A 19,687-nucleotide genomic window follows, 5' to 3' on the forward strand; every position below is an offset into this window, starting at 1 on the left:
CCCGCGGTGCATCCGACGCCGACGCATGCTTCGGCCGCGTGCGCCTCGTGGCATCGCCGCCCAGGGTCGCGGCGACCGCGCGCAAAGACGGCTTTTGCATTCATTTTGCGGGATGCATCATACGATATGGCCCCGCCTTGCCCAAGGCCGCGCCTTGGCGGATAAGCCGCACCGACGAGACCTTGAGACCGGGCCTGCCACCGATCGTGCGCGCCCACGGGGGAGGAGCCTTCATGACCGCGATCACCAACATCGCCGCCCGCGAGATTCTGGACAGCCGCGGCAACCCCACCGTCGAGGTCGACGTGCTGCTGGAGGACGGCTCTTTCGGCCGCGCTGCGGTTCCCTCGGGCGCCTCCACCGGCGCCCACGAGGCGGTGGAGCTGCGTGACGGCGACAAGACCCGCTATGCCGGCAAGGGCGTGCGCAAGGCGGTCCACGCGGTCCAGACCGAGATCCTCGACGCCATCGGCGGCATGGACGCCGAGGACCAGGTCGCGGTCGACGAAGCGATGATCGAGCTCGACGGCACCGCCAACAAGGCGCGGCTCGGCGCCAACGCGATCCTCGGCGTGTCGCTCGCGGTGGCCAAGGCCGCAGCCGAAGCCTCGGGCCTCCCGCTCTACCGCTACGTCGGCGGCGTCCAGGGCCGGGTGCTGCCGGTGCCGATGATGAACATCATCAACGGCGGCGCGCATGCCGACAACCCGATCGACTTCCAGGAATTCATGATCATGCCGGTGGGGGCCTCCTCCATCGCGGAAGCCGTGCGCATGGGCGCGGAGGTGTTCCACACCCTCAAGAGCGCGCTGAAGAAGGCCGGGCACAACACCAACGTCGGCGACGAGGGCGGCTTCGCCCCGAACCTGCCGACCGCCGAGGCCGGCCTCGACTTCGTGATGGAGTCGATCCAGGCGGCCGGCTTCAAGCCCGGCGCCGACATGGTGCTGGCCCTCGACTGCGCGGTCACCGACTGGTTCAAGGACGGCGCCTACCACTACGAGGGCGAGGGCACCGTGCGCTCGATCGAGCAACAGGTCGACTACCTCGCCAAGCTCGTCGACGCCTACCCGATCCTCTCGATCGAGGACGGCATGGCCGAGGACGACTGGGAGGGCTGGCGCCTGCTCAACCAGCGCATCGGCGACCGCTGCCAGCTCGTCGGCGACGACCTGTTCGTGACCAACGTCGATCGCCTCGCCCGCGGCATCAGGGAGGGCTCGGCGAACTCGATCCTGATCAAGGTCAACCAGATCGGCTCGCTCACCGAGACGCTCGCCGCCGTCGATATGGCCCACCGCGCCGGCTACACCGCGGTGATGTCGCACCGCTCGGGCGAGACGGAGGACGCAACCATCGCCGACCTCGCGGTCGCAACGAATTGCGGGCAGATCAAGACCGGCTCGCTCGCGCGCTCGGACAGACTGGCCAAGTACAACCAGCTGATCCGGATCGAAGAGGGCCTCGGCGCGCAGGGCCGCTACGCGGGGCGCGGCGCCCTTCGTCAACTCGCGCGGGCCTAAAGCGGAACCTCGCGAACCATCCCGACGTCGTCCCCGGCCTGCGGTGCATCGCAGGCCGGAGGGGACGATGACGAAGCAGGATGCCTCGCGCACGACCGAAGCCGACGCACCACCGGACGCACCGGCGCTCGCGGCCCTGTGGTGGGCAGCCAAGGGCCCGGCGCATTGGGACCAGGCCCACAAACTCGTCCAGGACGATTCCGGCCGGGACGCTGCCTGGGTCCACGCCCACCTCCATCGCCTCGAAGGCGACCAGGACAACGCGGCCTACTGGTACGCCCAAGCGGGTCGCCCAGTGGCCGAGGGCGACCTCTCGGCCGAGCGGGACGCGATCACCGCCGCCCTGCTGGCGGCCGGCTGAAGAGTCATCCAGTGGATCGGTCTGCGACGAAGCGGGCGAGGAAGGGCGCGGCCGCCTCCGTCGCGGCACGCTCGGCCGCCCGGTACTGCTCCACCACCTCCGCACCGAAGGCGGACAGCCGCGCCCCGCCGCCGCTCCGCCCGCCGACCTGCGCCTCGACCACCGGCTGCCCGAAGCCGGCATTCATCGCCTCGACCAGCATCCAGGCCCGGCGATAAGACATGCCGAGCGCCCGCCCGGCCGCCGAGATCGAGCCGTGCGCGGCGATCGTCTCCAGCAACTGCACCTTGCCGGGCCCGAGCCGGTGCCCCGGCCCGAAATCGACGCGGATGCTCAACCTTGCCATCGGCTTCCCTCGTCCCGAGCGCCGTTCCTACCCCGGACCGCGCGGCCGGTGCGAGCGCCTGCGATCCTCGGTTTCGATCTGGCCATCGCTGTATATGATAGGATATAGCGTCAGCGCCCGGCCGCTGCTGCGGGCCGCCCGCCTCGGAGGTCGCCTTGATCGGATTCGCACGCGCCGTCCTCGTCGCCAGCCTGCTGCTTGGCTCCGCCGCCCAGGCCGGCGAGAGCGTGACGGTGTTCGCCGCCGCCAGCCTCAAGAACGCCCTCGACGAGGCCGGCAAGGCGTTCACCGCGCAGACCGGGATCGCGATCAAGCCGAGCTACGCCGCCTCGTCGGCGCTCGCCCGCCAGATCGAGTCGGGCGCGCCGGCGGAGCTCTTCGCCTCGGCCGACCTCGAATGGATGGACTACCTCGCCAAGAAGAACCTCGTCCGGGCCGACACGCGGGTGAACCTCCTGAACAACCGCCTCGTCGTCGTCGCGCCCAAGGACGCGAAGGAGGCGGACTTGGCCCTGACCGCCGACGCCTTCGCCAAGGCGCTCGGCCCCGACGGGCGGCTGGCCACCGGTGAGGTCGCCTCGGTGCCGGTCGGCAAGTATGCCAAGGCGGCGCTCGAAAAGCTCGGGCTCTGGGGGACGATCCAGCCGCGGCTGGCGCAGGCCGACAACGTGCGCGCGGCGCTCGCCCTGGTCTCACGCGGCGAGGCGCCCCTCGGCGTGGTCTACGCGAGCGACGCGAAGTCTGATCCGGGCGTGAAGGTCATCGCCGTGTTCCCGGAGGACAGCCATCCGCCGGTGGTGTACCCGTTCGCGCTGACCGCCGAGGCCAAGGGCGAGGGCGCGGTCCGCTTCCTCGACTTCCTGAAGGGCGCTGCGGCCCGGCCGTACTTCGAGGCCCAGGGCTTCTCCGTGATCCCGGCAGGCCAAGGCGCCAAATGACGTTTTCTCAAGCCACAGAGGCCGTTCGATGAAGATCTCCGCACGCAACGTCATCAAGGGCAAGGTCGTCGCCGTCGAGAAGGGCGCGACCACCGCGCACGTCAAGATCGAGATCGCCGCCGGCCAGATCGTCACCGCAGCGATCACCAACGAGGCCGTCGACAGCCTCAAGCTCACGGTCGGCGGCGAGGCCTACGCCGTGGTGAAGGCCTCCGACGTGATGGTCGCCGTCGACTGAACGGCGGGTCCGGAGCGTTTTCCAGCGCGGTGGAGGCCGGCTCGCGTGAAGACGATGCGGACCTCGCAACGAGATCGACGCGGCTCGGCCTCACGCCAGGATCGGCGTGCAGACCGAGCACCCGTGCTCCGGCAAGGGCACCACCGCCACGTCCACCCCGTAAACGCGGCGCAGGCTCTCTCGCGTGATCGTCGCCTCCGGCGTTCCCAACGCCACGAGGCGGCCACCATGCAGCAGCGCGACGCGGTCGGCGCAGAGGAAGGCGTGGCCGGGGTCGTGGGTCGAGAGCACCACGGCGATGCCGGTCTTCGCGAGGCGGCGGACCTGTTCGAGCACGCGGGTCTGGTTGCCGAAATCGAGGCTCGCGGTCGGCTCGTCCATCACCAGGATGCGCGGCTCGCCGGCGAGCGCCCGGGCGATCAGCACCATCTGCCGCTCGCCGCCGCTGATCTCGGTGTAGATGCGGTCGGCGAGATGTCCGATCCCGAGGGTCGCGAGCGCCATGTCCGCAGCGGCCTCGTCCGCGCGGCCGGGGGCGGCGAAGGGGGCGAGCCGGGCGGCGCGGCCCATCAGCACCACGGCCCGCACGGTGAACGGGAAGAACGCCGCATGCGCCTGCGGCACGTAGGCGAGCGCCCGCGCGACCCGGCGGCGCGACCAGCGCGATAGGTCCTCGCCGTCGAGGCGGACGCGGCCGGCCTGCGCCGGCAGCAGCCCGAGCAGGGTTTTGAACAAGGTGGTCTTGCCGCCGCCGTTCGGCCCGAGCAGGCACAGGACCTCGCCCGCCCCGAGCGTGAAGCTCACGCCCGCGCCGACCTCACGCGCGCCGTACCCGAACGCCAACGCCTCGACGGACAGCATCAGGACCAGCCTCGCTTGCCCGCCGCCAGCAGCCAGAGGAAGAACGGCGCGCCGGCGAGCGCCGTGAGGATGCCGAGCGGCACCTCGATCGGCGCGATGGTGCGGGCGGCGAGATCCACCGCCACGAGGTAGCCCGCCCCGAGCAGCGCCGAGGCCGGCAGCAGGCGGCGGAAGTCCGGCCCGACGAGGCCGCGGGCGAGGTGCGGCACGATCAGGCCGATCCAGCCGATCACCCCCGTCGCCGACACCGCCGCCGCGGTGACGAGGGTCGCCGCCGCCACGAGGAGCGGGCGCAGCCAGCGGGTCTCGACGCCCAGCGCCCGCGCCTCCTCCTCGCCGAGGCTCATCAGGTTCATGCGCCAGCGCAGCAGGACGAGGGGCAGGAGCCCGAGGCCGACCGCCGGCAGGATCGCGAACACGTCGCCAAGGGTGACGGAGGACAGGCTCCCGAGCAGCCAGTAGGTGATGGCGGGCAGCTGGTTGTAGGGGTCGGCCAGGACCTTGAGCAGCGAGATGGCCGAACCGAGCACCGCGCCGACCGCGACGCCGGCCAACACCAGCGTCAGCACCGGATCGTGCCGCCGCACCAGCGCGCCGATTGCATAGACGATCGCCACCGCGCCGAGCCCCCCGGCGAAGGCCATGGCCTGGATCGCGAGGACCGGCAGGGCGAGGTAGATGCCGAGCACCGCGCCGAGCCCGGCGCCGGCCGAGACGCCGAGGATGTCGGGCGAGACCAGTGGGTTGCGAAACAGGCCCTGGTAGGTCGCCCCGGCCGAGGACAGGGCCGCGCCGACGACGAGGGCCGCGGCGACCCGGGGCAGCCGCACCTGCAACACCACCACCTGCGCCGTCGCGTCGCCCGGCGCCGTGCCGAACAGCTTGGCGGCGAGGATCGCGAACACGTCGGCGACCGGCACCGGGAATCTCCCCGCGACGAGGGCGATGAGGACGAGCAGCCCGAGGCCGGCCACGGCGAGGCAGGCCCGGAACACGGCTGAGATCCGACGCGCGCCGGGAGCCGCGATCGGCGCCGCGGAACCTCGCGTCATCGGCGCGCCGGCACGGCGCCGTCGAGGAGCACGGCTTTCGCCTCCGGGGTGAGGGCGACGTGGTAGAAGCGCTGGTAGAAGTCGGCGACGATAGCGGGCAGGTCTTCGTGGAAGAGCGCTGGGTAGAGCAGGTGCGCGAGCCAGCGCATGCCGATCAGCCGGTTGACGCCGGGCGGCGCGTCGAACCAGGCGAAGGGCAGCGTCGGGGTCCGATAGACGCGGCCCTCGCGCACCGCCTTCACGCCCCGCCAGATCGGGTCGTCGCCGGGCCGGAAGGCGGGATCGAGGGCGACGATCACGTCGGGGTTCCAGCCCAGCACCTGCTCGGGCGAGACGTTGGCGAGGCCGTTGCCGCCGACGGCCACGTTGCGGGCGCCGACCACCTCCAGGATTTCGGTGTTGATCGAGCCGGCGAACCCGGTCTCGAGGCCGCGCGGGCCGCGGGCGTAGTAGACGCGGGGCCGCTCGGCCTCCGGGACGCGCGCGACGCGCTCGGCGACCTCCGCCACGGTGCGGTCGGCATAGGCCGCGAGCCCGTCGGCGGCCGGCCCCAGGCCGAGCACGGCGCCGAGTTGCCGGTAGGTCTCGCCGGTCTTGGCGAAGGCGCCGTCGAGCAGGATGTAGGGGATGCCGGTCTGGGCCTGGACCCGGTCGGCGAGCGACGCATAGGTCGGCCCCGTGGAGCCGACATCGACGACGAGGTCCGGCTTCAGGGCCAGAACCGCCTCGACGTTGGCAGTGCCGCCGCGCCCGGTCAGGCGGCCGGTGGCGGGCAGCGCCCAGGTCGCGGGCGCGAGGTAGGGCCGCTCGGCCGGGGAGGGCGTGCGGACCCAGCCCGCCATCCGGTCGGGCGCGAGGGTGTAGAGCAGCACCGCCGCCGGCGGCCCGGCGGCCACGACCCGGGTGGCGCGATTCGGAACCTCGACCACGCGCCCGGCCGCATCGGTGAAGGGGCGCGCCGCGGCCGGCCCTGCGACGAGGGTGAGGATGGCGACGGCGAAGGTCGGTAGGGCGAGGCGTCGCGGATGCGGCATGCTGGGGCTTCGATGGGGGGTGTCGGCTCACCCTAAGGGTAGCGGCCTGCGAGGGCCACAGCCGGGACCCGGACCGCGCCCAAACACCGCCGTGAGGATTGCCGCCGCCTCGGCTGTCTCCGCGAAGCCTCCATGGAACCCGTCGCGAGGGACCGCCCGCGCCGCGTCGAGGTCGACCGCGCCCGGCACGACGCGGACGTAGAGGGCCGTTTCCTTGCAAAGAGCCGGCAGCCAACCGAGCGCCGCGGCCGGAGGATGCGCCAGCACCAGGGCGTCGGCGTGGGCGATGTCAGGTGGGCCGCCGGTGGGCGAGGCGATCAAGAGGTCGCGCATGGGAGCGTAAGCATCGGAAATTTAGGCTTTCTTTACCATGATGGCCAAGGGTTGCGTCATCCGGGGCGCCACGTGCGGCGCCTCGCGCGACGCCCGTCCGGCGCGTGCGGCTCGAAGCGGCGACCGATGTTCCTGTTCACCACGCCTTCGAGCCCCCAACCAGCCGCGGCGCCCCCGCGGGCTTTGGGCGCGCAAGGGACCTCGGGCGCGCAAGGCACTTCGGGCGCACAGGGCGGCGTGATCGACGCGATCCGCGACGGGGCGCAGAGCAGCGGCGTCGGCTTCGACTACCTGCTCGCCACCGCGCAACGCGAATCCGCCCTCGATCCCTCGGCCAGGGCCGGCACCTCGACCGCCACCGGCCTGTTCCAATTCATCGAGCAGACCTGGCTCGGGGTGATGAAGTCGGCCGGGCCGAAGCTCGGCCTCCAAACCTACGCCGACGCCATCGTGGCGCGGCCCGACGGCAGCTACACGGTCGCGGATGCCGGCCAGCGCCAGGCGATCCTCGACCTTCGGCGCGATCCCAAGATCGCCGCCTCGCTCGCGGGCGCCTTTACCCAGAAGAACGGCGAGGCGCTCTCAGTGGCGCTCGGGCGCGAGCCGACCTCGGGCGACCTCTACGCCGCCCACGTACTCGGGGCGAAGGGCGCGACGACGCTGATCGCCGCCGCCCGCGCGACGCCGGACCGGGCCGCAGCCCTCGACATGCCTGAGGCGGCCGCCGCCAACCGCGGCCTATTCTACGACCGCACGGGCCGGCCGCGCACCACCGCCGAACTCTATGCCAGCCTCTCGGCGGTGGGCTCAGGCCGCACGGCGCCGAGCGACGTCACAGGCCTCACGCAGAGCGTCGCGCTCGCCACGCCGCCGGCTGCGGCCAGCGCCTACGCCGCGATGGGCGGCGACCTGCGCACCCTGTTCCAGACCGACCGGCGCCAGGGCGCCCTCTCGGAGGGCGTCGCCAAACTGTTCCAGGGCCGTGCGGCGGAGGCCGCCCGCCCGGCCCCGAGCTACTTCCCGCGCTCCGATTCGAGCCTCGATTCCACGGTGCCGGTCGCGGCGCTCGCCTCGGCCGACCCGGAGACCACCGGCGCCCTCGCCGTTGCGGTCCCGGCGGGCCGCGCGCTCGTCGACCCGCCGCTGCCGCCCCGCCGGCCCGCCGAATTCGCCGCGCGCCTCGCGGCCAACCCCAACGCGTCGTTGTTCACGAACCGGAGCGGCCCATGAACATCCGCCAGTTCCTCGCCTGCACCCAGTCCACCTCCGCCGGGCGCCGGGCCGAAGCCGCCTCGGCGCTGACGCGGGCCTACCTCTACGGCAACCTCGAGGCGGACGCCGCCTGGGAGGCCAAGACCGCGATCCTCGCCCTCCTCGACGACCCCGCGCCGGTGGTGCGCCGGGCCATGGCCGAGGCCTGCGCCGCCTCGGCCCGCGCCCCACGACCGCTGGTGGTGGCCTTGGCCTCCGACCAGACCGAGGTCGCCTGCCTGGTGCTGGCCTCCTCGCCGGTCCTCACCGACGCCGACCTCGTGGATGCGGCGGCGATGGGCTGCGAGACGATCCGCGCGACGATCGCGGCCCGCCACCACCTCTCGCACGCGGTCGCCGGAGCGCTGGCCGAGATCGGCGCCGCCGACACCCTCGCGGTGCTGGCGCGCAACCCGACCGCGCGCATCACCACCGGCCGGATGCTGCGCATGGTCGAGCGCCACGGCGGCGACGCGACCTTGCGCGAGGCGCTGCTCGAGCGCGCCGACCTGCCGATCGAGGTGCGCCACGCGGTCGGCGCACGGCTGGCGCGGAGCCTTTCGGCCTTCGTGACCGAGTGCGGCTGGCTCTCGGCCGACCGCAGCGCCCGGATGAGCCGCGAGGCCGGCGAGCGCAACGTGCTCGAGTTGTGCGAGGGCGCCGGCGCTGCCGCCACCGCGCGCATCGTCAAGCACCTGCGCACCACGGGCCAGCTCAACGCCGGCCTGATCCTGCGGGCGATCCTCTCGGGGCAGATGGCGTTCGCGGAAACCGCGTTCGCCGACCTGACCGGCCTGGAGCACGCCCGCGTCGGGACGCTGCTGCGCGAGCCGCGCGGGATCGCCGAGTTGCACCGCCGTTCCGGCCTCGCCGAAGCGCTGCTGCCGGCGGTGGTGGCCGCGCTCTCGGCCTGGCGCGAGGCCGCCGACGGCACCAGCACCTTGCGCGGCGTCGGCCTGTCGCGGCGCATGATCGAGCGGGCGATCACCGCCTGCGAGGACATGCCATTCTCTGAGATGCAGGGCGTGATGGCGCTGCTGACGCGCTACGAGGCCGAGGCCGCGCGCGACGAGGCCCGCACCGTCGCCCGCGCTATCGCCGAGGAGGCTCTGGCTCGCGAGGCTGCCCGCCGCGAGGCGGACGAGGCCGAGGCGGCCTGGCGCGCGGCGCAGCACGCGGTCGCGCGCGACGTCGAGCCCTACGACGGTGCCGAGGCGACGGCGCCGGACCACCTCGCCATCGATCCGCGCGACCGCATCGGCGACCGGTATCTGTGGGATGGCGCATTCCCGGAGGCGGACCTCTTCGCCGAGCGCGAGCGGCGCACCGACCCGGTCGGCGCCATCCTCGACGCGCTGCCCGAAGCGATCCTGGCGAGTTTCCGCGAGGAGCAGGAGCGCGTCCGCCTCGCCGCCGACGCCGAGGCTGTGCTCGATGCCCGGCCCGATATCGACGGGGACGAAGTCTTGGAGCGCGGGCGCCTCGCGGCCTGACCTGCGGAGATACGGATCGCGGGCGCCCGCCGACAGGCTCGCGGATCGCATTCGATCCCAGACCACTCCCGTCATCCCGGGGCTGCGCAGCAGAGCCCGGGGTCCAGAGCCGCCGACGGTGCCAGGCGCGATCTCGACCTGCGAGTCTGGATTTCGGGCTCGCCTCCGGCGCCCCGGAATGAGGGGGTGGGTTTCGGCAGCGGGCGCCGCGAAACGCCACGTTTCGATCCCCTGACCGGACGCAGCCTGGATCGCGCCCAGTACGGACGCGCGGGCGCTCCTTCGCCCGCCGCAGCCTTGTCGCGCGCGGAGCGATGCTGCAAAGCGTGCCCGTCCGCACGACCCGAGCCAGCCCATGCACGACATCCGCGCCATCCGGGACAACCCGGAAGCCTTCGACCGCGACCTTTCCCGTCGCGGCCTCGGCCCGCTTTCGGCCGAGCTGATCGCGCTGGACGACGCCCGCAAGGCGGCCGTCTCGGCGGCGCAGGAGAACCAGGAGCGCCGCAACGCCCGCGCCAAGGAGATCGGCGCGGCCAAGAAGGCGAAGGACGAGGCCCGTGCGGCCGAATTGATGGCCGAGGTCGCCGGCCTGAAGGAGGCCGCGCCGACGCTCGAGAAGGCGCAGACCGAGGCCGCCAAGACCCTCGACGACCGGCTTGCCGCAATCCCGAACCTCCCGAAAGCCGACGTGCCCGAGGGCGCCGACGAGCACGGCAACGTCGAGTACCGCCGCTTCGCCTCCGCCCGCGCGGAACTGCCTGAGGGCCGCCAGCACTTCGAACTCGGCGAGTCGCTCGGCCTGATGGACTTCGAGGCCGCCACCAGGATCTCCGGCTCGCGCTTCGTGGTGCTTAAGGGCCAGATCGCCCGACTGGAGCGGGCGCTGGGTCAGTTCATGCTCGACCTACACACGCAGGAGCACGGCTATCTCGAGGTAGCGCCACCGATCCTGGTGCGCGACGAAGCGATGTTCGGTACAGCGCAGTTGCCGAAATTTCGAGATGATCAGTTTGCTGTCAACGATGGCTCTACGATCGAAGATCTTCGTAGAAGTGTCGGTTCGCTAATCGCGACTGCGGACGACGGACGGAAGGCCACCGACTTCATATCATCCGGCGTACAGGACTGGATCGATCAAAGTTCGCGTTGGCTCATCCCCACAGCCGAAGTCCCGCTCACCAACCTCGTTCGCGAATCCATCCTCGCCGAGGACGAACTGCCCCTGCGCTTCACCGCCCTCACGCCCTGCTTCCGCGCGGAGGCCGGGGCGGCGGGGCGCGACACCCGCGGGATGCTGCGGCAGCACCAGTTCAACAAGGTCGAGCTGGTCTCGATCACCGCGCCCGAGAAGTCGACCGAGGAGCACGAGCGCATGCTGTCCTGTGCGGAGGCCGTGCTGAAGAAGCTCGACCTGCCGTTCCGCACGATGACGCTCTGCACCGGCGACATGGGCTTCGCCAGCCAGAAGACCTACGACATCGAGGTCTGGATGCCGGGGCAGAAGACGTTCCGCGAGATCTCGTCCTGCTCGGTCTGCGGCGATTTTCAGGCGCGACGGATGAACGCCCGGCACCGTAAGGACGGCAAGCCCGCCTTCGTGCATACCCTGAACGGATCGGGCGTCGCGGTCGGCCGCGCGCTGATCGCGGTGATGGAGAACTACCAGAACCCGGACGGCAGCGTCACGATCCCGTCCGCGCTCGCGCCCTACATGGGCGGCCTCAACCGGATCGAAGGGCAGGCCACGTAATGCGCATTCTCGTCACCAACGACGACGGCATCCACGCGCCGGGCCTGGAAACGCTGGAGGGTATCGCCCGGACGCTGTCCGACGACGTCTGGGTGGTGGCGCCCGAGACCGACCAGTCCGGCGTCTCGCACTCGCTGTCGCTGAACGACCCGCTGCGCTTGCGCCACATCTCCGAGAAGCGCTTCGCGGTGAAGGGCACGCCGTCCGATTGCGTGATCCTCGGCGTGCGCCACATCCTGGCCGACCACGGCCCGGACCTCGTGCTGTCGGGGGTCAACCGCGGCCAGAACGTCGCCGAGGACGTGACCTATTCCGGCACCATCGCCGCCGCGATGGAGGGCACGATCCTCAACGTGCGCTCGATCGCCATGTCCCAGGCCTACGGGATCGGCGGCCGCGGGAACCTGAAATGGCAATGCGCCGCCCACCACGGCCCGATCGTCGTGAAGAAGATCCTGGAGACCGGGATCGAGCCGGGCATCGTGATCAACGTCAACTTCCCCGATTGCGAGCCCGACGAGGTCGCCGGCATCGCGGTGGCGGCGCAGGGCCAGCGCAACCAGGCGCTGCTCGCCATCGACGCGCGCACCGACGGGCGCGGCAACCCGTATTTCTGGCTCGCCTTCGCCAAGGCGCGGTTCGAGCCGGGCAACGGCTCCGACCTCAAGGCCATCGCCGAGAAGCGCATCTCGGTGACGCCGTTGCGCCTCGACCTCACCGACGAGCCGACGCTGACGCGCTTCGCGCAGGCTTTCGCGGAGTAGGTCCTCCGTAAGCTCCGACGGTGTTCTTCCCGTCCCTCGCCCTCATCCTGCGGTGGAGGGACGGGGAGCAGGCCGATCGACCCGGCGGAGCGGTCACGTCCCAAAGCGGAGCTCCCTTCCCCATGAGCCTCGTCCTCATCCCCGGCTACATGGCCGACGCCAGCCTGTGGGACGACATGGCCGAGGCGCTGGCGCCGGCCGGCCCGATCCACCACGCGAGCCTCGCCCACGACGATACGATCCCCGAGATGGCGCGGCGGCTGCTCGCCGAGGCGCCGCCGCGCTTCGTGCTCGTCGGGTTCTCGATGGGCGGCTACGTCGCCCGCGAGGCGACGCGGCTCGCGCCGGAGCGGGTGCGCGGGCTGGTCCTGGTCGCGACCTCATCGCGCTCCGACTCCCGGCAGCAGGCGGTGGCCAAGCGCCTCGCGATCGAGGGCGTCGAGGCCGGGGGGTTCGGAGGCCTGAGCCGGGCGGCGGCCGCCGCCTCGGTGCACCCCGACCGAGCCGGCGACGCGGCGCTGATCGAGCGCATCCGCGCGATGGGGCGGCGCCTCGGGCGCGAGACCTTCCTGCGCCAGTCCCGGCTGCAACGCGTCGGCGACGAGGGCCGGCTCGGCGCCATCACCTGCCCGGCCCTGGTGATCGCTGCGGGCCGCGATCGCCTGCGCAGCGTCGCAGAATCGGAGGAGCTGCGTGACGGCATCAGGGGCGCAACGATGGCGGTCGTCGCGGAGGCCGGCCACATGCTGCCGATCGAGGCGCCGGACGCCCTGGCGGCGCTGATCCTCGCCTGGCTCCGCGACCTGCCACCATGACCGGGCCGGACGACGAACGCGACGGCGCGGGGCTAAGCGGCCATGACGGCCTCGGCGGGGCGATCGAGAATGCGGCCTTCGTGCTGGCGCTTCGCGGGCGCGGCACCCGCGACACGGCGGTGCTGCGGGCAATGGAGCAGGTGCCGCGGGCAGCCTTCGCGCCTGCCGCGTACCGACACCTCGCCCGGCGCGACCTGCCGCTGCCGCTGCCCTGCGGGGCGGCGATGACCGCTCCGAGCACGGTGGCGACGATGCTGGCGCTGCTGAGGGTCGAGGCGGGGATGCGCATCCTCGAGATCGGCACCGGGTCCGGCTACGTCACGGCGCTGCTGCTGCAGCTCGGCGCCGAGGCCGTGACGAGCCTGGAGCGCTACGCGACGCTGGTGGCCCAGGCGCGCGCGAACCTCGGCGGACGGGTCCGGATCGTCCAGGGCGATGGCCTCGCCGAGATGGAAGAGGGCGGATTCGACCGCATCCTCGTCAACGGCGCCGTGTCGGCGCCCCCGCCCGGCTGGGGCGCGGCGCTGAACCCGGGCGGGCGCCTCGTCGCCGGATCGGAAGGCGGGCTGATGGTGGCCGAGCCGCGCGGGCAGGGCCTCGCCATCGAGCCGGGACCGCGGCTGCGCCTCGCGCCGCTGGTGCCGGGGCGGGCGGTCGCGCTTTAACCAAACCCGTTCACCGCCACGATGACGGTAAGCATTCCTAAGCGGCGATTCGAAGAGTGAAATGGTGCTCGCGCGGCCGTGAACGTGGTGAACGGGAACGGTTGTTTAACCTGAATCCGGCTTTCATGGGCTCATCAAGTTGCGTCAGGCAAACGGGTGCGTCGATGCGGGTTCGCGGGACTGGTCGGAGGATGAAGACGCTGTCGCGCTTCGCTCTCATCGGAGTTATCGGCAGCGGTGCCGCCGCCTGCTCGTCGGACGCATCGCGTCTCGACAACCCCTTCACAAATCCGTTCGCCTCGAACATGGCGAGCGAGCCGGCGGCGACGGGGAGCCTGCCGGACATGCCGTCGGCGCCGCCGATCCGCACCGGCCGGATCCAGTCCGAGGCGCTCGGCGCACCGATGGCGATCTCGCCCCGGCCCGGCCCGGTGGCCGCCCGCGTGCCGACCCAGCCGATGGCGCAGACCACCCGCGTCGCCTCCACCGGCAACCCCGGCTGGAACGCGCAGGGCGGCACCACCATCACCGTCGCCCCGAACGACAGCCTCAATCAGATGTCGACGCGCTTCGGCGTGCCGGCCTCGGCGATCCTGTCGGCCAACGGCTTGACCAACGCGAGCCAGGTGACGCCCGGCCGCCAGCTCGTCATCCCGGTCTACAGCGCCTCGGGCATGAACCCGGCGGCGGCCCCGATGACGGCGCGGGCCGTTCCCGCCGCCCCCTCGGAGCGGATCAAGGCCGCCGAGACCAAGCGCCAGGATGACGCCAAAGACGCGGCGAAGGCCGAGGCCAAGCGCAAGGAAGCGGCCAAGGAGGCGCAGAAGGAGGCCGAGGCCAAGAAGCTCGCCGACAAGCGCGCCGATGAGAAGGCCCGCAAGGAGGTCGCCGCCAAGGAGGCGGACGCTAAGAAGCACCATGTCCGCCCCGGCCAGGTCGCCAAGGCCGACGCGAAGCCCGACGCCAAGACGGACACCAAGGCCGACGTGAAGGCAGAAGCCGCGCGCAAGACCGAGGCCGAGGCCAAGCAGGCCAAGGCGGATGCCGCCAAGGACGCGGCGAAGAAGGTCGCCGAGGCCAAGGCCACCAAGGCGGCGTCCGAGAAGGCCGCCGCCGACAAGGTGGCTTCGGACAAGGCCGCGTCGGAGAAGGTTGCCGCCAAGCCGGAGCCGGCGAAGGCCGTCGCGACCGCGAAGGTCGAGCCCGCCAGCACCGGCTCGGTCGCCGCCGCGGCGGCGGACCAGACCTTCCGCTGGCCCGCCAAGGGCCGGGTGATCTCGGGCTACGGCTCCTCCGGCAACGAGGGCATCAACATCGCGGTGCCCGAGGGCACGTCGGTGAAGGCCGCCGAGGACGGCACCGTCGCCTATGCCGGCTCGGACGTGAAGGGCTACGGCAAGCTCGTGCTGGTGCGCCATGCCAACGGCTACGTGTCGGCCTACGCCCACAACGGCGAGCTCGACGTGAAGCCCGGCGAGAAGGTGAAGCGCGGCCAGACGATCGCCAAGTCCGGCGCGTCCGGCAACGTGACCTCGCCCCAGCTGCATTTCGAGATCCGCAAGAGCGGCGCACCGATCGATCCGATGTCGCAGCTCGCGAGCAACTGAGCGTCAGGCCTCTGCACCAAGTCGGAGGGCGGCCCGCGAGGGCCGCCTTTTTCCGTTTCAGCTGCTCGGCGTCTGGAGCGTCCCGTTGGGGCTGTGGTGATCGACCGCCGCGGGGAGCACCTTCGCCAGCACCGCCAGGACCTGGTCGGTCGGGATGCCGAGCTTGTCTGCGATCCGGCGGACCTGCTCGTTGTCCATCACCTTGCGCAGGTCCTCCGCCGTGATCGGCTCGTTCGCGCCGCGGCCGAGCCAGGAATTCACCTGGGCGGCGTAGCCCGAATTCTGGAGCTGGCTCAGAAGGCCCTGGAGGCCGCCCGGCAGCACACGCTCGATTATCGAGGGTAGCGCCTCGATGGCGGCCTGGCCAAGGCTACCGTCGAGGGCGTTCTTCAGGGTGTCGAACAGGCTCATCGCTCAGGCTCCTCGCCGAATCGCGCGCACTCTAGCCGGCAGCAGGGATCAGGCCACCTGCGTCGAGAATTGCCGCTGCGGCGCAAGGGTGCCGTCCCGGCTCTGCCGGTCGACGGCGCCGGGCAGGAACTCGGCCAGGGCCGTGGGCACCCGGGCCTCCGGGACGCCGAGATCGGCGGCGAAGCGCGTCAGCGCCTCCGGCGAGAGCAAGGCGGCGTAGGCGCCCGCGGGCAGGGCGACGTTGGCGCCCGATCCGAGCCAGGAGGAGACCGCCGCGCCGTGGCCGGCCTCGCGGAGCCTGTCGAGGAAGGCCGGAAGGCCGCCGGGGTGGATCTTGGCGAAGGCCATCGGCAGCCCGTCTCCGCCGATAGCATCAATGCGTGCCTCGGCGCGAGCGAGCGCGTCCCGGAACATGTCGAACAACCCCATGACGTCAGCCCATCCCCCAACAGCCGTCCGCCGGAAGGCGGAGAGCATCGAGGATGCAAGCTCGGGCGCAGGCGACACACGACAAGCACCTGCGGCGACGAAGCGAAAAAGAATAGCGCTCAGTCGAGGGTGCGGCCGAGACGTCCGGCGAGGTCCTGGATGAATTGGAAGGCCGTGCGGCCGGAGCGCGACCCGCGGGTGGTCGCCCATTCCAGCGCCTCGGCCCTCAGCGCGTCGGGCTCCACCGGCAGCGCGTAGCGCTCGGCGTAGGCGTGGATCATCGCCAGGTACTCGTCCTGGCTGCACTTGTGGAACCCGAGCCAGAGGCCGAAGCGGTCCGAGAGCGAGACCTTCTCCTCCACCGCCTCGCCGGGGTTGATCGCGGTGGAGCGCTCGTTTTCGACCATCTCGCGGGCGAGCAGATGCCGCCGGTTGGAGGTGGCGTAGAACAGCACGTTGCCGGGCCGCCCCTCGATGCCGCCGTCGAGCGCCGTCTTGAGCGACTTGTACGAGGTGTCGTCGCCGTCGAACGAGAGGTCGTCGCAGAACACCACCCAGCGATGCGGGTCGGGGCGCAAAGTCGCCATCAGGTCGGGCAGCGCCTCGATATCCTCGCGGTGGATCTCGACGAGCTTCATCGGCAAAGCGCCTGCGGCGCGGCGGGCGTTGATCTCGGCGTGCACCGCCTTGACCAGCGACGACTTGCCCATGCCGCGGGCGCCCCAGAGCAGCGCGTTGTTGGCAGGCAGCCCGCGCGCGAAGCGCTCGGTGTTCTCGGCCAGCGTGTCGCGCGCCCGATCGATGCCGGTGAGCAGCCCCATCTCGACGCGATTCACCCGCGGCACCGGGATCAGACGGCGCTCCGGTCCCCACAGGAAGGCGTCGGCCGCGCTCATGTCGGCCTCGACCCGCGCGGGCGGGGCGGCGCGCTCGAGGGCGGTCGCGATGCGCTCCAATAGGGGGAGCAGCGTGTCCAGGGTGGTCGCTTGTGTCATGGCCAATGGGTTCGGGTGGGCCGCGGATCGCCCGGGCCTACGCGCGCAAAGTCCTTGCTGCAACCAGGGGGCCGGCTGCAACGTCGCGGGCCGACCCGCGTTGTTGGCGCGACCTCGACCGGAGCCGACCTTTGATCTTCCCAGCCACCACCGCCCTGTTCGCCGGCCTGCTCGGCCTGCTCTTCATCGGCCTCTCCGCCTGGGTGATGGGCGGGCGCGTGAGAGGCAACGTCCTCCTGGGCGACGGCGGCAAGGACACGCTGCAGCGGCGCATCCGCTCGCACGGCAACTTCTCCGAATACGTGCCGATGGCGCTGGGCCTCGTCGCCCTCCTTGAGGCCGGCGGGACCCGGCACTGGATCGTGGTGCCACTGCTGACGATTCTGCTCGTCGCGCGCCTGCTGCATCCCGTCGGCATGCTTGCGCCGGAGAACTCGCCGCGCCAGTTCACCTGCCGCGGCGGCGGCATCATCGCCACGCTGCTGGTGACGCTCGTGGCGGCGATCCTGCTGATCATCCACGCGATCTGAGCGCGATCTGAGACCTGGGGGCCGCCCGGCGTTGCTTTCGGGACGCCCCTGGCTATAGTCCGCGCGCTTTCAGACAGGCCCGGCGACGCTTTCGACAGGCGCGCTCGTGCCTGATGTCACATGAGGAGACGCGCTTGATCACCCCCGCCTTCGCGCAAGGGGCCGGCACCGTTGCCGGCGGAGCCGAGATCGCCTTGCAGGTGGTTCCTTTCGTCCTCATCTTCGTGATCATGTATTTCTTGATCCTGCGGCCGCAGCAAAGGCGGGTCAAGGATCATCAGGCCCTGGTCAAGAACGTCCGCCGCGACGACACGATCGTCACCAACGGCGGCCTCGTCGGCCGGGTCGTGAAGGTGATGGACGAAGCCTCCGAGATCGAGGTGGAGATCGCGCCGAACGTCCGGGTCAAGGTGGTGCGCACCATGATCTCCGAGGTCCGCGTCAAGGGCGGGCCGGTCAAGGCCGCCTAGGGCGCTCTCCGCCGAAGCGAGTCCCGGTTCGGCGTTGGAGACCTCGGCACGGCAACAGCTCGGAGCCGTTCCCGATCGCGTCGCGACCGGGACAGGCTTCAGACCCGCGGGATCAGGATGCCGCGGCAAGTCCCCGGCAGGACTGCAGAAAACAGAGTCGGCGGATGTTGCGCTTTTCCCGTACCAAGATCATCGCGACCCTCGTCGCCATCCTGATCGGCCTAAGCCTCGCGGTCCCGAGCTTCTTCTCGGCCGACCAGCGCAAGGGCTTCATGGCCGCGCTGCCGGGCTGGTTCCCGGCCTGGATCGTGCCGAGCCGTGCGATCGTCCTCGGCCTCGACCTGCAGGGCGGCTCGCAGCTGCTGCTGGAGGTCGACCAGACCGAGCTCGTCGCCTCCCAGGCCAAGGGACTGCGCGACGAGGTCCGCGGCGTGCTTCAGCGCGAGAACGTGCGGGCGGATGGCGGCATCGGCATCCTCCAGCGCGGCGTCCAGGTCCGCATCGCCGACGCGGCGGCGCGTGCCAAGGTGATGCCGAAGCTGCAGGAGCTGGCGCAGCCGATCTCGAACCCGCTCGTCGGCCAGACCGGCGGCCGCACCCTCGACATCAACGAGCAGCCCGACGGCCTGATCCGCCTCGCCCTCACCGATGCGGGCATCAACGAGCGCACCCGCCGCGCCGTGACCCAGGGCATCGAGGTCATCCGCCGCCGCCTCGACTCGACCGGCACGCTGGAGCCCTCGATCCAGCAGCAGGGCGCCGACCGCATCCTGATCCAGGTTCCCGGCCTGCAGGACCCGGAGCGCCTGGAGGCGCTGCTCGGAAAGACCGCCAAGCTCGAGTTCCGGATGATCTCCGACAACCCGGCCGGCGACGTGGACATGCTTCCCTCGCGCGACGAGCGCGGCGCCAAGGTGGCGGTGGAGCGTCGCGTCATGGCCGACGGCGGCGACCTCACCGACGCGCAGCCGGCCTTCGACCAGCAGACCCACGAGCCGATGGTGAGCTTCAAGTTCAACCTGAAGGGCGCCCAGCGCTTCGGCCAGGCGACCTCGGAGAACGTCGGGCGCCGCATGGCGATCGTGCTCGACAACGAGGTGGTCTCGGCTCCGGTGATCCGCAGCGCGATCACCGGCGGCTCCGGCCAGATCACCGGCAACTTCTCGGTGCAGCAGGCCAACGACCTGTCGATCCTGCTGCGCGCCGGCGCGCTGCCGGCGAAGTTCACCGTGGTCGAGCGCCGGGTCGTCGGGCCGGGTCTCGGCAGCGACTCGATCCGCGCCGGCAAGATCGCCACCGGCGTCGCCGGGCTCCTCGTCGTCGCCTTCATGTTCCTGACCTACGGCACCTTCGGCTTCATCGCGAACATCGCCCTCATCGTCCACGTCGGGCTCATCCTCGGCCTGATGTCGGTGCTCGAGGCCACCATGACGCTGCCCGGCATCGCCGGCATCGTGCTCACCATCGGCACGGCGGTGGATTCCAACGTGCTGATCTACGAGCGCATGCGCGAGGAGCATCGCGCCGGGCGCTCCCTCGTCTCCGCGCTGCAGGCCGGCTTCGACCGGGCGTTCGCGACCATCATCGACTCGAACTCGACCATGGCGATTGCCGCGCTGATCCTGTTCTTCCTCGGCTCCGGCCCGGTGAAGGGTTTTGCCGTGGTGTTCATCCTCGGCATCCTCACCACCGTCATCACCGCGGTGACGCTGACGCGGATGATGATCGCGGTATGGTACAAGTCGTTCCGGCCCAAAGCCCTGCCGTTCTGAGATCGTCGCCGCTCCGCACGTCGTCCGTTCAGGGGAGCCGATCGTC

22 protein-coding genes are annotated in these 19,687 nt (G+C 71.4%); 14 read left to right on the forward strand and 8 right to left on the reverse strand.

Features of this window, described 5'->3' with window-relative positions:
- Positions 1-233 precede the first annotated feature (233 nt).
- Positions 234-1,523 carry a phosphopyruvate hydratase gene (gene eno, locus FV234_RS08100; protein ID WP_147828670.1) on the forward strand — a complete coding sequence of 430 codons (1,290 nt, stop codon included), beginning with the start codon at positions 234-236 and terminating at the stop codon, positions 1,521-1,523.
- Positions 1,524-1,590: 67 nt separating this feature from the next.
- The gene (locus tag FV234_RS08105) at positions 1,591-1,884 is read left to right on the forward strand and encodes a hypothetical protein (RefSeq protein WP_147814100.1); all 294 of its coding nucleotides are present in this window, start codon (positions 1,591-1,593) and stop codon (positions 1,882-1,884) included.
- A 4-nt stretch (positions 1,885-1,888) separates the two neighbouring features.
- On the opposite strand, the gene FV234_RS08110 is transcribed toward FV234_RS08105, so the two are convergent.
- The gene (locus FV234_RS08110) at positions 1,889-2,230 is read right to left on the reverse strand and encodes a winged helix-turn-helix domain-containing protein (protein ID WP_147753067.1); all 342 of its coding nucleotides are present in this window, start codon (positions 2,228-2,230) and stop codon (positions 1,889-1,891) included.
- A 155-nt stretch (positions 2,231-2,385) separates the two neighbouring features.
- Here FV234_RS08110 and modA point away from each other — a divergent pair, with 155 nt between their 5' ends.
- Together modA and FV234_RS08120 are read left to right on the forward strand one after the other, a co-directional pair.
- Positions 2,386-3,168 (forward strand): molybdate ABC transporter substrate-binding protein, encoded by a 783-nt coding sequence (gene modA / locus FV234_RS08115; protein ID WP_147828671.1) that lies wholly within the window; start codon positions 2,386-2,388, stop codon positions 3,166-3,168.
- Between the two features lie 28 nt (positions 3,169-3,196).
- Positions 3,197-3,406, forward strand: coding sequence for a TOBE domain-containing protein (locus FV234_RS08120; protein ID WP_147726238.1), 210 nt, complete (start codon positions 3,197-3,199; stop codon positions 3,404-3,406).
- 90 nt (positions 3,407-3,496) lie between these two features.
- Here FV234_RS08120 and FV234_RS08125 read toward each other — a convergent pair whose 3' ends face one another.
- Genes FV234_RS08125 through FV234_RS08140 form a run of 4 tightly spaced genes read right to left on the reverse strand, consistent with a single transcriptional unit; the run spans position 3,497 to position 6,686 of the window.
- Complete coding sequence (locus tag FV234_RS08125; RefSeq protein WP_147753084.1) at positions 3,497-4,270, reverse strand: ABC transporter ATP-binding protein; 774 nt, start codon at positions 4,268-4,270, stop codon at positions 3,497-3,499.
- A complete protein-coding gene (locus FV234_RS08130; RefSeq protein ID WP_147828672.1) occupies positions 4,267-5,319 on the reverse strand; it encodes an iron ABC transporter permease in 1,053 nt (350 codons plus the stop codon). The genes FV234_RS08125 and FV234_RS08130 overlap by 4 nt, the downstream gene beginning before the upstream one ends.
- A complete protein-coding gene (locus tag FV234_RS08135; protein ID WP_147828673.1) occupies positions 5,316-6,353 on the reverse strand; it encodes an iron ABC transporter substrate-binding protein in 1,038 nt (345 codons plus the stop codon). The genes FV234_RS08130 and FV234_RS08135 overlap by 4 nt, the downstream gene beginning before the upstream one ends.
- A gap of 27 nt (positions 6,354-6,380) precedes the next feature.
- Positions 6,381-6,686 (reverse strand): hypothetical protein, encoded by a 306-nt coding sequence (locus tag FV234_RS08140; protein ID WP_147828674.1) that lies wholly within the window; start codon positions 6,684-6,686, stop codon positions 6,381-6,383.
- 126 nt (positions 6,687-6,812) lie between these two features.
- Here FV234_RS08140 and FV234_RS08145 point away from each other — a divergent pair, with 126 nt between their 5' ends.
- The 7 genes from FV234_RS08145 to FV234_RS08175 all read left to right on the forward strand — a co-directional run bounded on the left by FV234_RS08145 (position 6,813) and on the right by FV234_RS08175 (position 15,034).
- Positions 6,813-7,916 carry a lytic transglycosylase domain-containing protein gene (locus FV234_RS08145; RefSeq protein ID WP_147828675.1) on the forward strand — a complete coding sequence of 368 codons (1,104 nt, stop codon included), beginning with the start codon at positions 6,813-6,815 and terminating at the stop codon, positions 7,914-7,916.
- Positions 7,913-9,430 carry a DUF2336 domain-containing protein gene (locus tag FV234_RS08150; RefSeq protein WP_147828676.1) on the forward strand — a complete coding sequence of 506 codons (1,518 nt, stop codon included), beginning with the start codon at positions 7,913-7,915 and terminating at the stop codon, positions 9,428-9,430. Before FV234_RS08145 ends, FV234_RS08150 begins: the two co-directional genes overlap by 4 nt.
- Before the next feature lie 355 nt (positions 9,431-9,785).
- Positions 9,786-11,183 carry a serine--tRNA ligase gene (gene serS, locus FV234_RS08155; protein ID WP_147828677.1) on the forward strand — a complete coding sequence of 466 codons (1,398 nt, stop codon included), beginning with the start codon at positions 9,786-9,788 and terminating at the stop codon, positions 11,181-11,183.
- Complete coding sequence (gene surE, locus FV234_RS08160; protein ID WP_147753270.1) at positions 11,183-11,947, forward strand: 5'/3'-nucleotidase SurE; 765 nt, start codon at positions 11,183-11,185, stop codon at positions 11,945-11,947. The genes serS and surE overlap by 1 nt, the downstream gene beginning before the upstream one ends.
- A 122-nt stretch (positions 11,948-12,069) precedes the next feature.
- The gene (locus tag FV234_RS08165) at positions 12,070-12,762 is read left to right on the forward strand and encodes an alpha/beta hydrolase (protein WP_147828678.1); all 693 of its coding nucleotides are present in this window, start codon (positions 12,070-12,072) and stop codon (positions 12,760-12,762) included.
- Positions 12,759-13,427, forward strand: coding sequence for a protein-L-isoaspartate O-methyltransferase (locus FV234_RS08170; RefSeq protein ID WP_147828679.1), 669 nt, complete (start codon positions 12,759-12,761; stop codon positions 13,425-13,427). Before FV234_RS08165 ends, FV234_RS08170 begins: the two co-directional genes overlap by 4 nt.
- Before the next feature lie 164 nt (positions 13,428-13,591).
- Positions 13,592-15,034: a peptidoglycan DD-metalloendopeptidase family protein gene (locus tag FV234_RS08175; protein WP_147828680.1), complete on the forward strand. Its 1,443-nt coding sequence runs from the start codon at positions 13,592-13,594 to the stop codon at positions 15,032-15,034.
- 57 nt (positions 15,035-15,091) lie between these two features.
- On the opposite strand, the gene FV234_RS08180 is transcribed toward FV234_RS08175, so the two are convergent.
- The 3 genes from FV234_RS08180 to FV234_RS08190 all read right to left on the reverse strand — a co-directional run bounded on the left by FV234_RS08180 (position 15,092) and on the right by FV234_RS08190 (position 16,869).
- Positions 15,092-15,445: a YidB family protein gene (locus FV234_RS08180; protein WP_147828681.1), complete on the reverse strand. Its 354-nt coding sequence runs from the start codon at positions 15,443-15,445 to the stop codon at positions 15,092-15,094.
- Between the two features lie 48 nt (positions 15,446-15,493).
- Positions 15,494-15,874 (reverse strand): YidB family protein, encoded by a 381-nt coding sequence (locus tag FV234_RS08185; protein ID WP_147753275.1) that lies wholly within the window; start codon positions 15,872-15,874, stop codon positions 15,494-15,496.
- Positions 15,875-15,993: 119 nt separating this feature from the next.
- The gene (locus FV234_RS08190; RefSeq protein WP_147814911.1) at positions 15,994-16,869 is read right to left on the reverse strand and encodes an ATP-binding protein; all 876 of its coding nucleotides are present in this window, start codon (positions 16,867-16,869) and stop codon (positions 15,994-15,996) included.
- Between the two features lie 131 nt (positions 16,870-17,000).
- Between FV234_RS08190 and FV234_RS08195 the strand changes: the two genes are divergently transcribed.
- From FV234_RS08195 to secD, 3 genes are all read left to right on the forward strand, one after another.
- Entirely contained in the window at positions 17,001-17,399 is a 399-nt protein-coding gene (locus FV234_RS08195) for an MAPEG family protein (RefSeq protein WP_147828682.1), read from the forward strand.
- 134 nt (positions 17,400-17,533) lie between these two features.
- The gene (gene yajC / locus FV234_RS08200) at positions 17,534-17,869 is read left to right on the forward strand and encodes a preprotein translocase subunit YajC (protein WP_147753278.1); all 336 of its coding nucleotides are present in this window, start codon (positions 17,534-17,536) and stop codon (positions 17,867-17,869) included.
- Positions 17,870-18,033: 164 nt separating this feature from the next.
- Positions 18,034-19,641: a protein translocase subunit SecD gene (secD, locus tag FV234_RS08205; protein WP_147828683.1), complete on the forward strand. Its 1,608-nt coding sequence runs from the start codon at positions 18,034-18,036 to the stop codon at positions 19,639-19,641.
- Positions 19,642-19,687: the final 46 nt, after the last annotated feature.

It is taken from the genome of Methylobacterium sp. WL8, assembly GCF_008040045.1.
Classification (GTDB): domain Bacteria; phylum Pseudomonadota; class Alphaproteobacteria; order Rhizobiales; family Beijerinckiaceae; genus Methylobacterium; species Methylobacterium cerastii.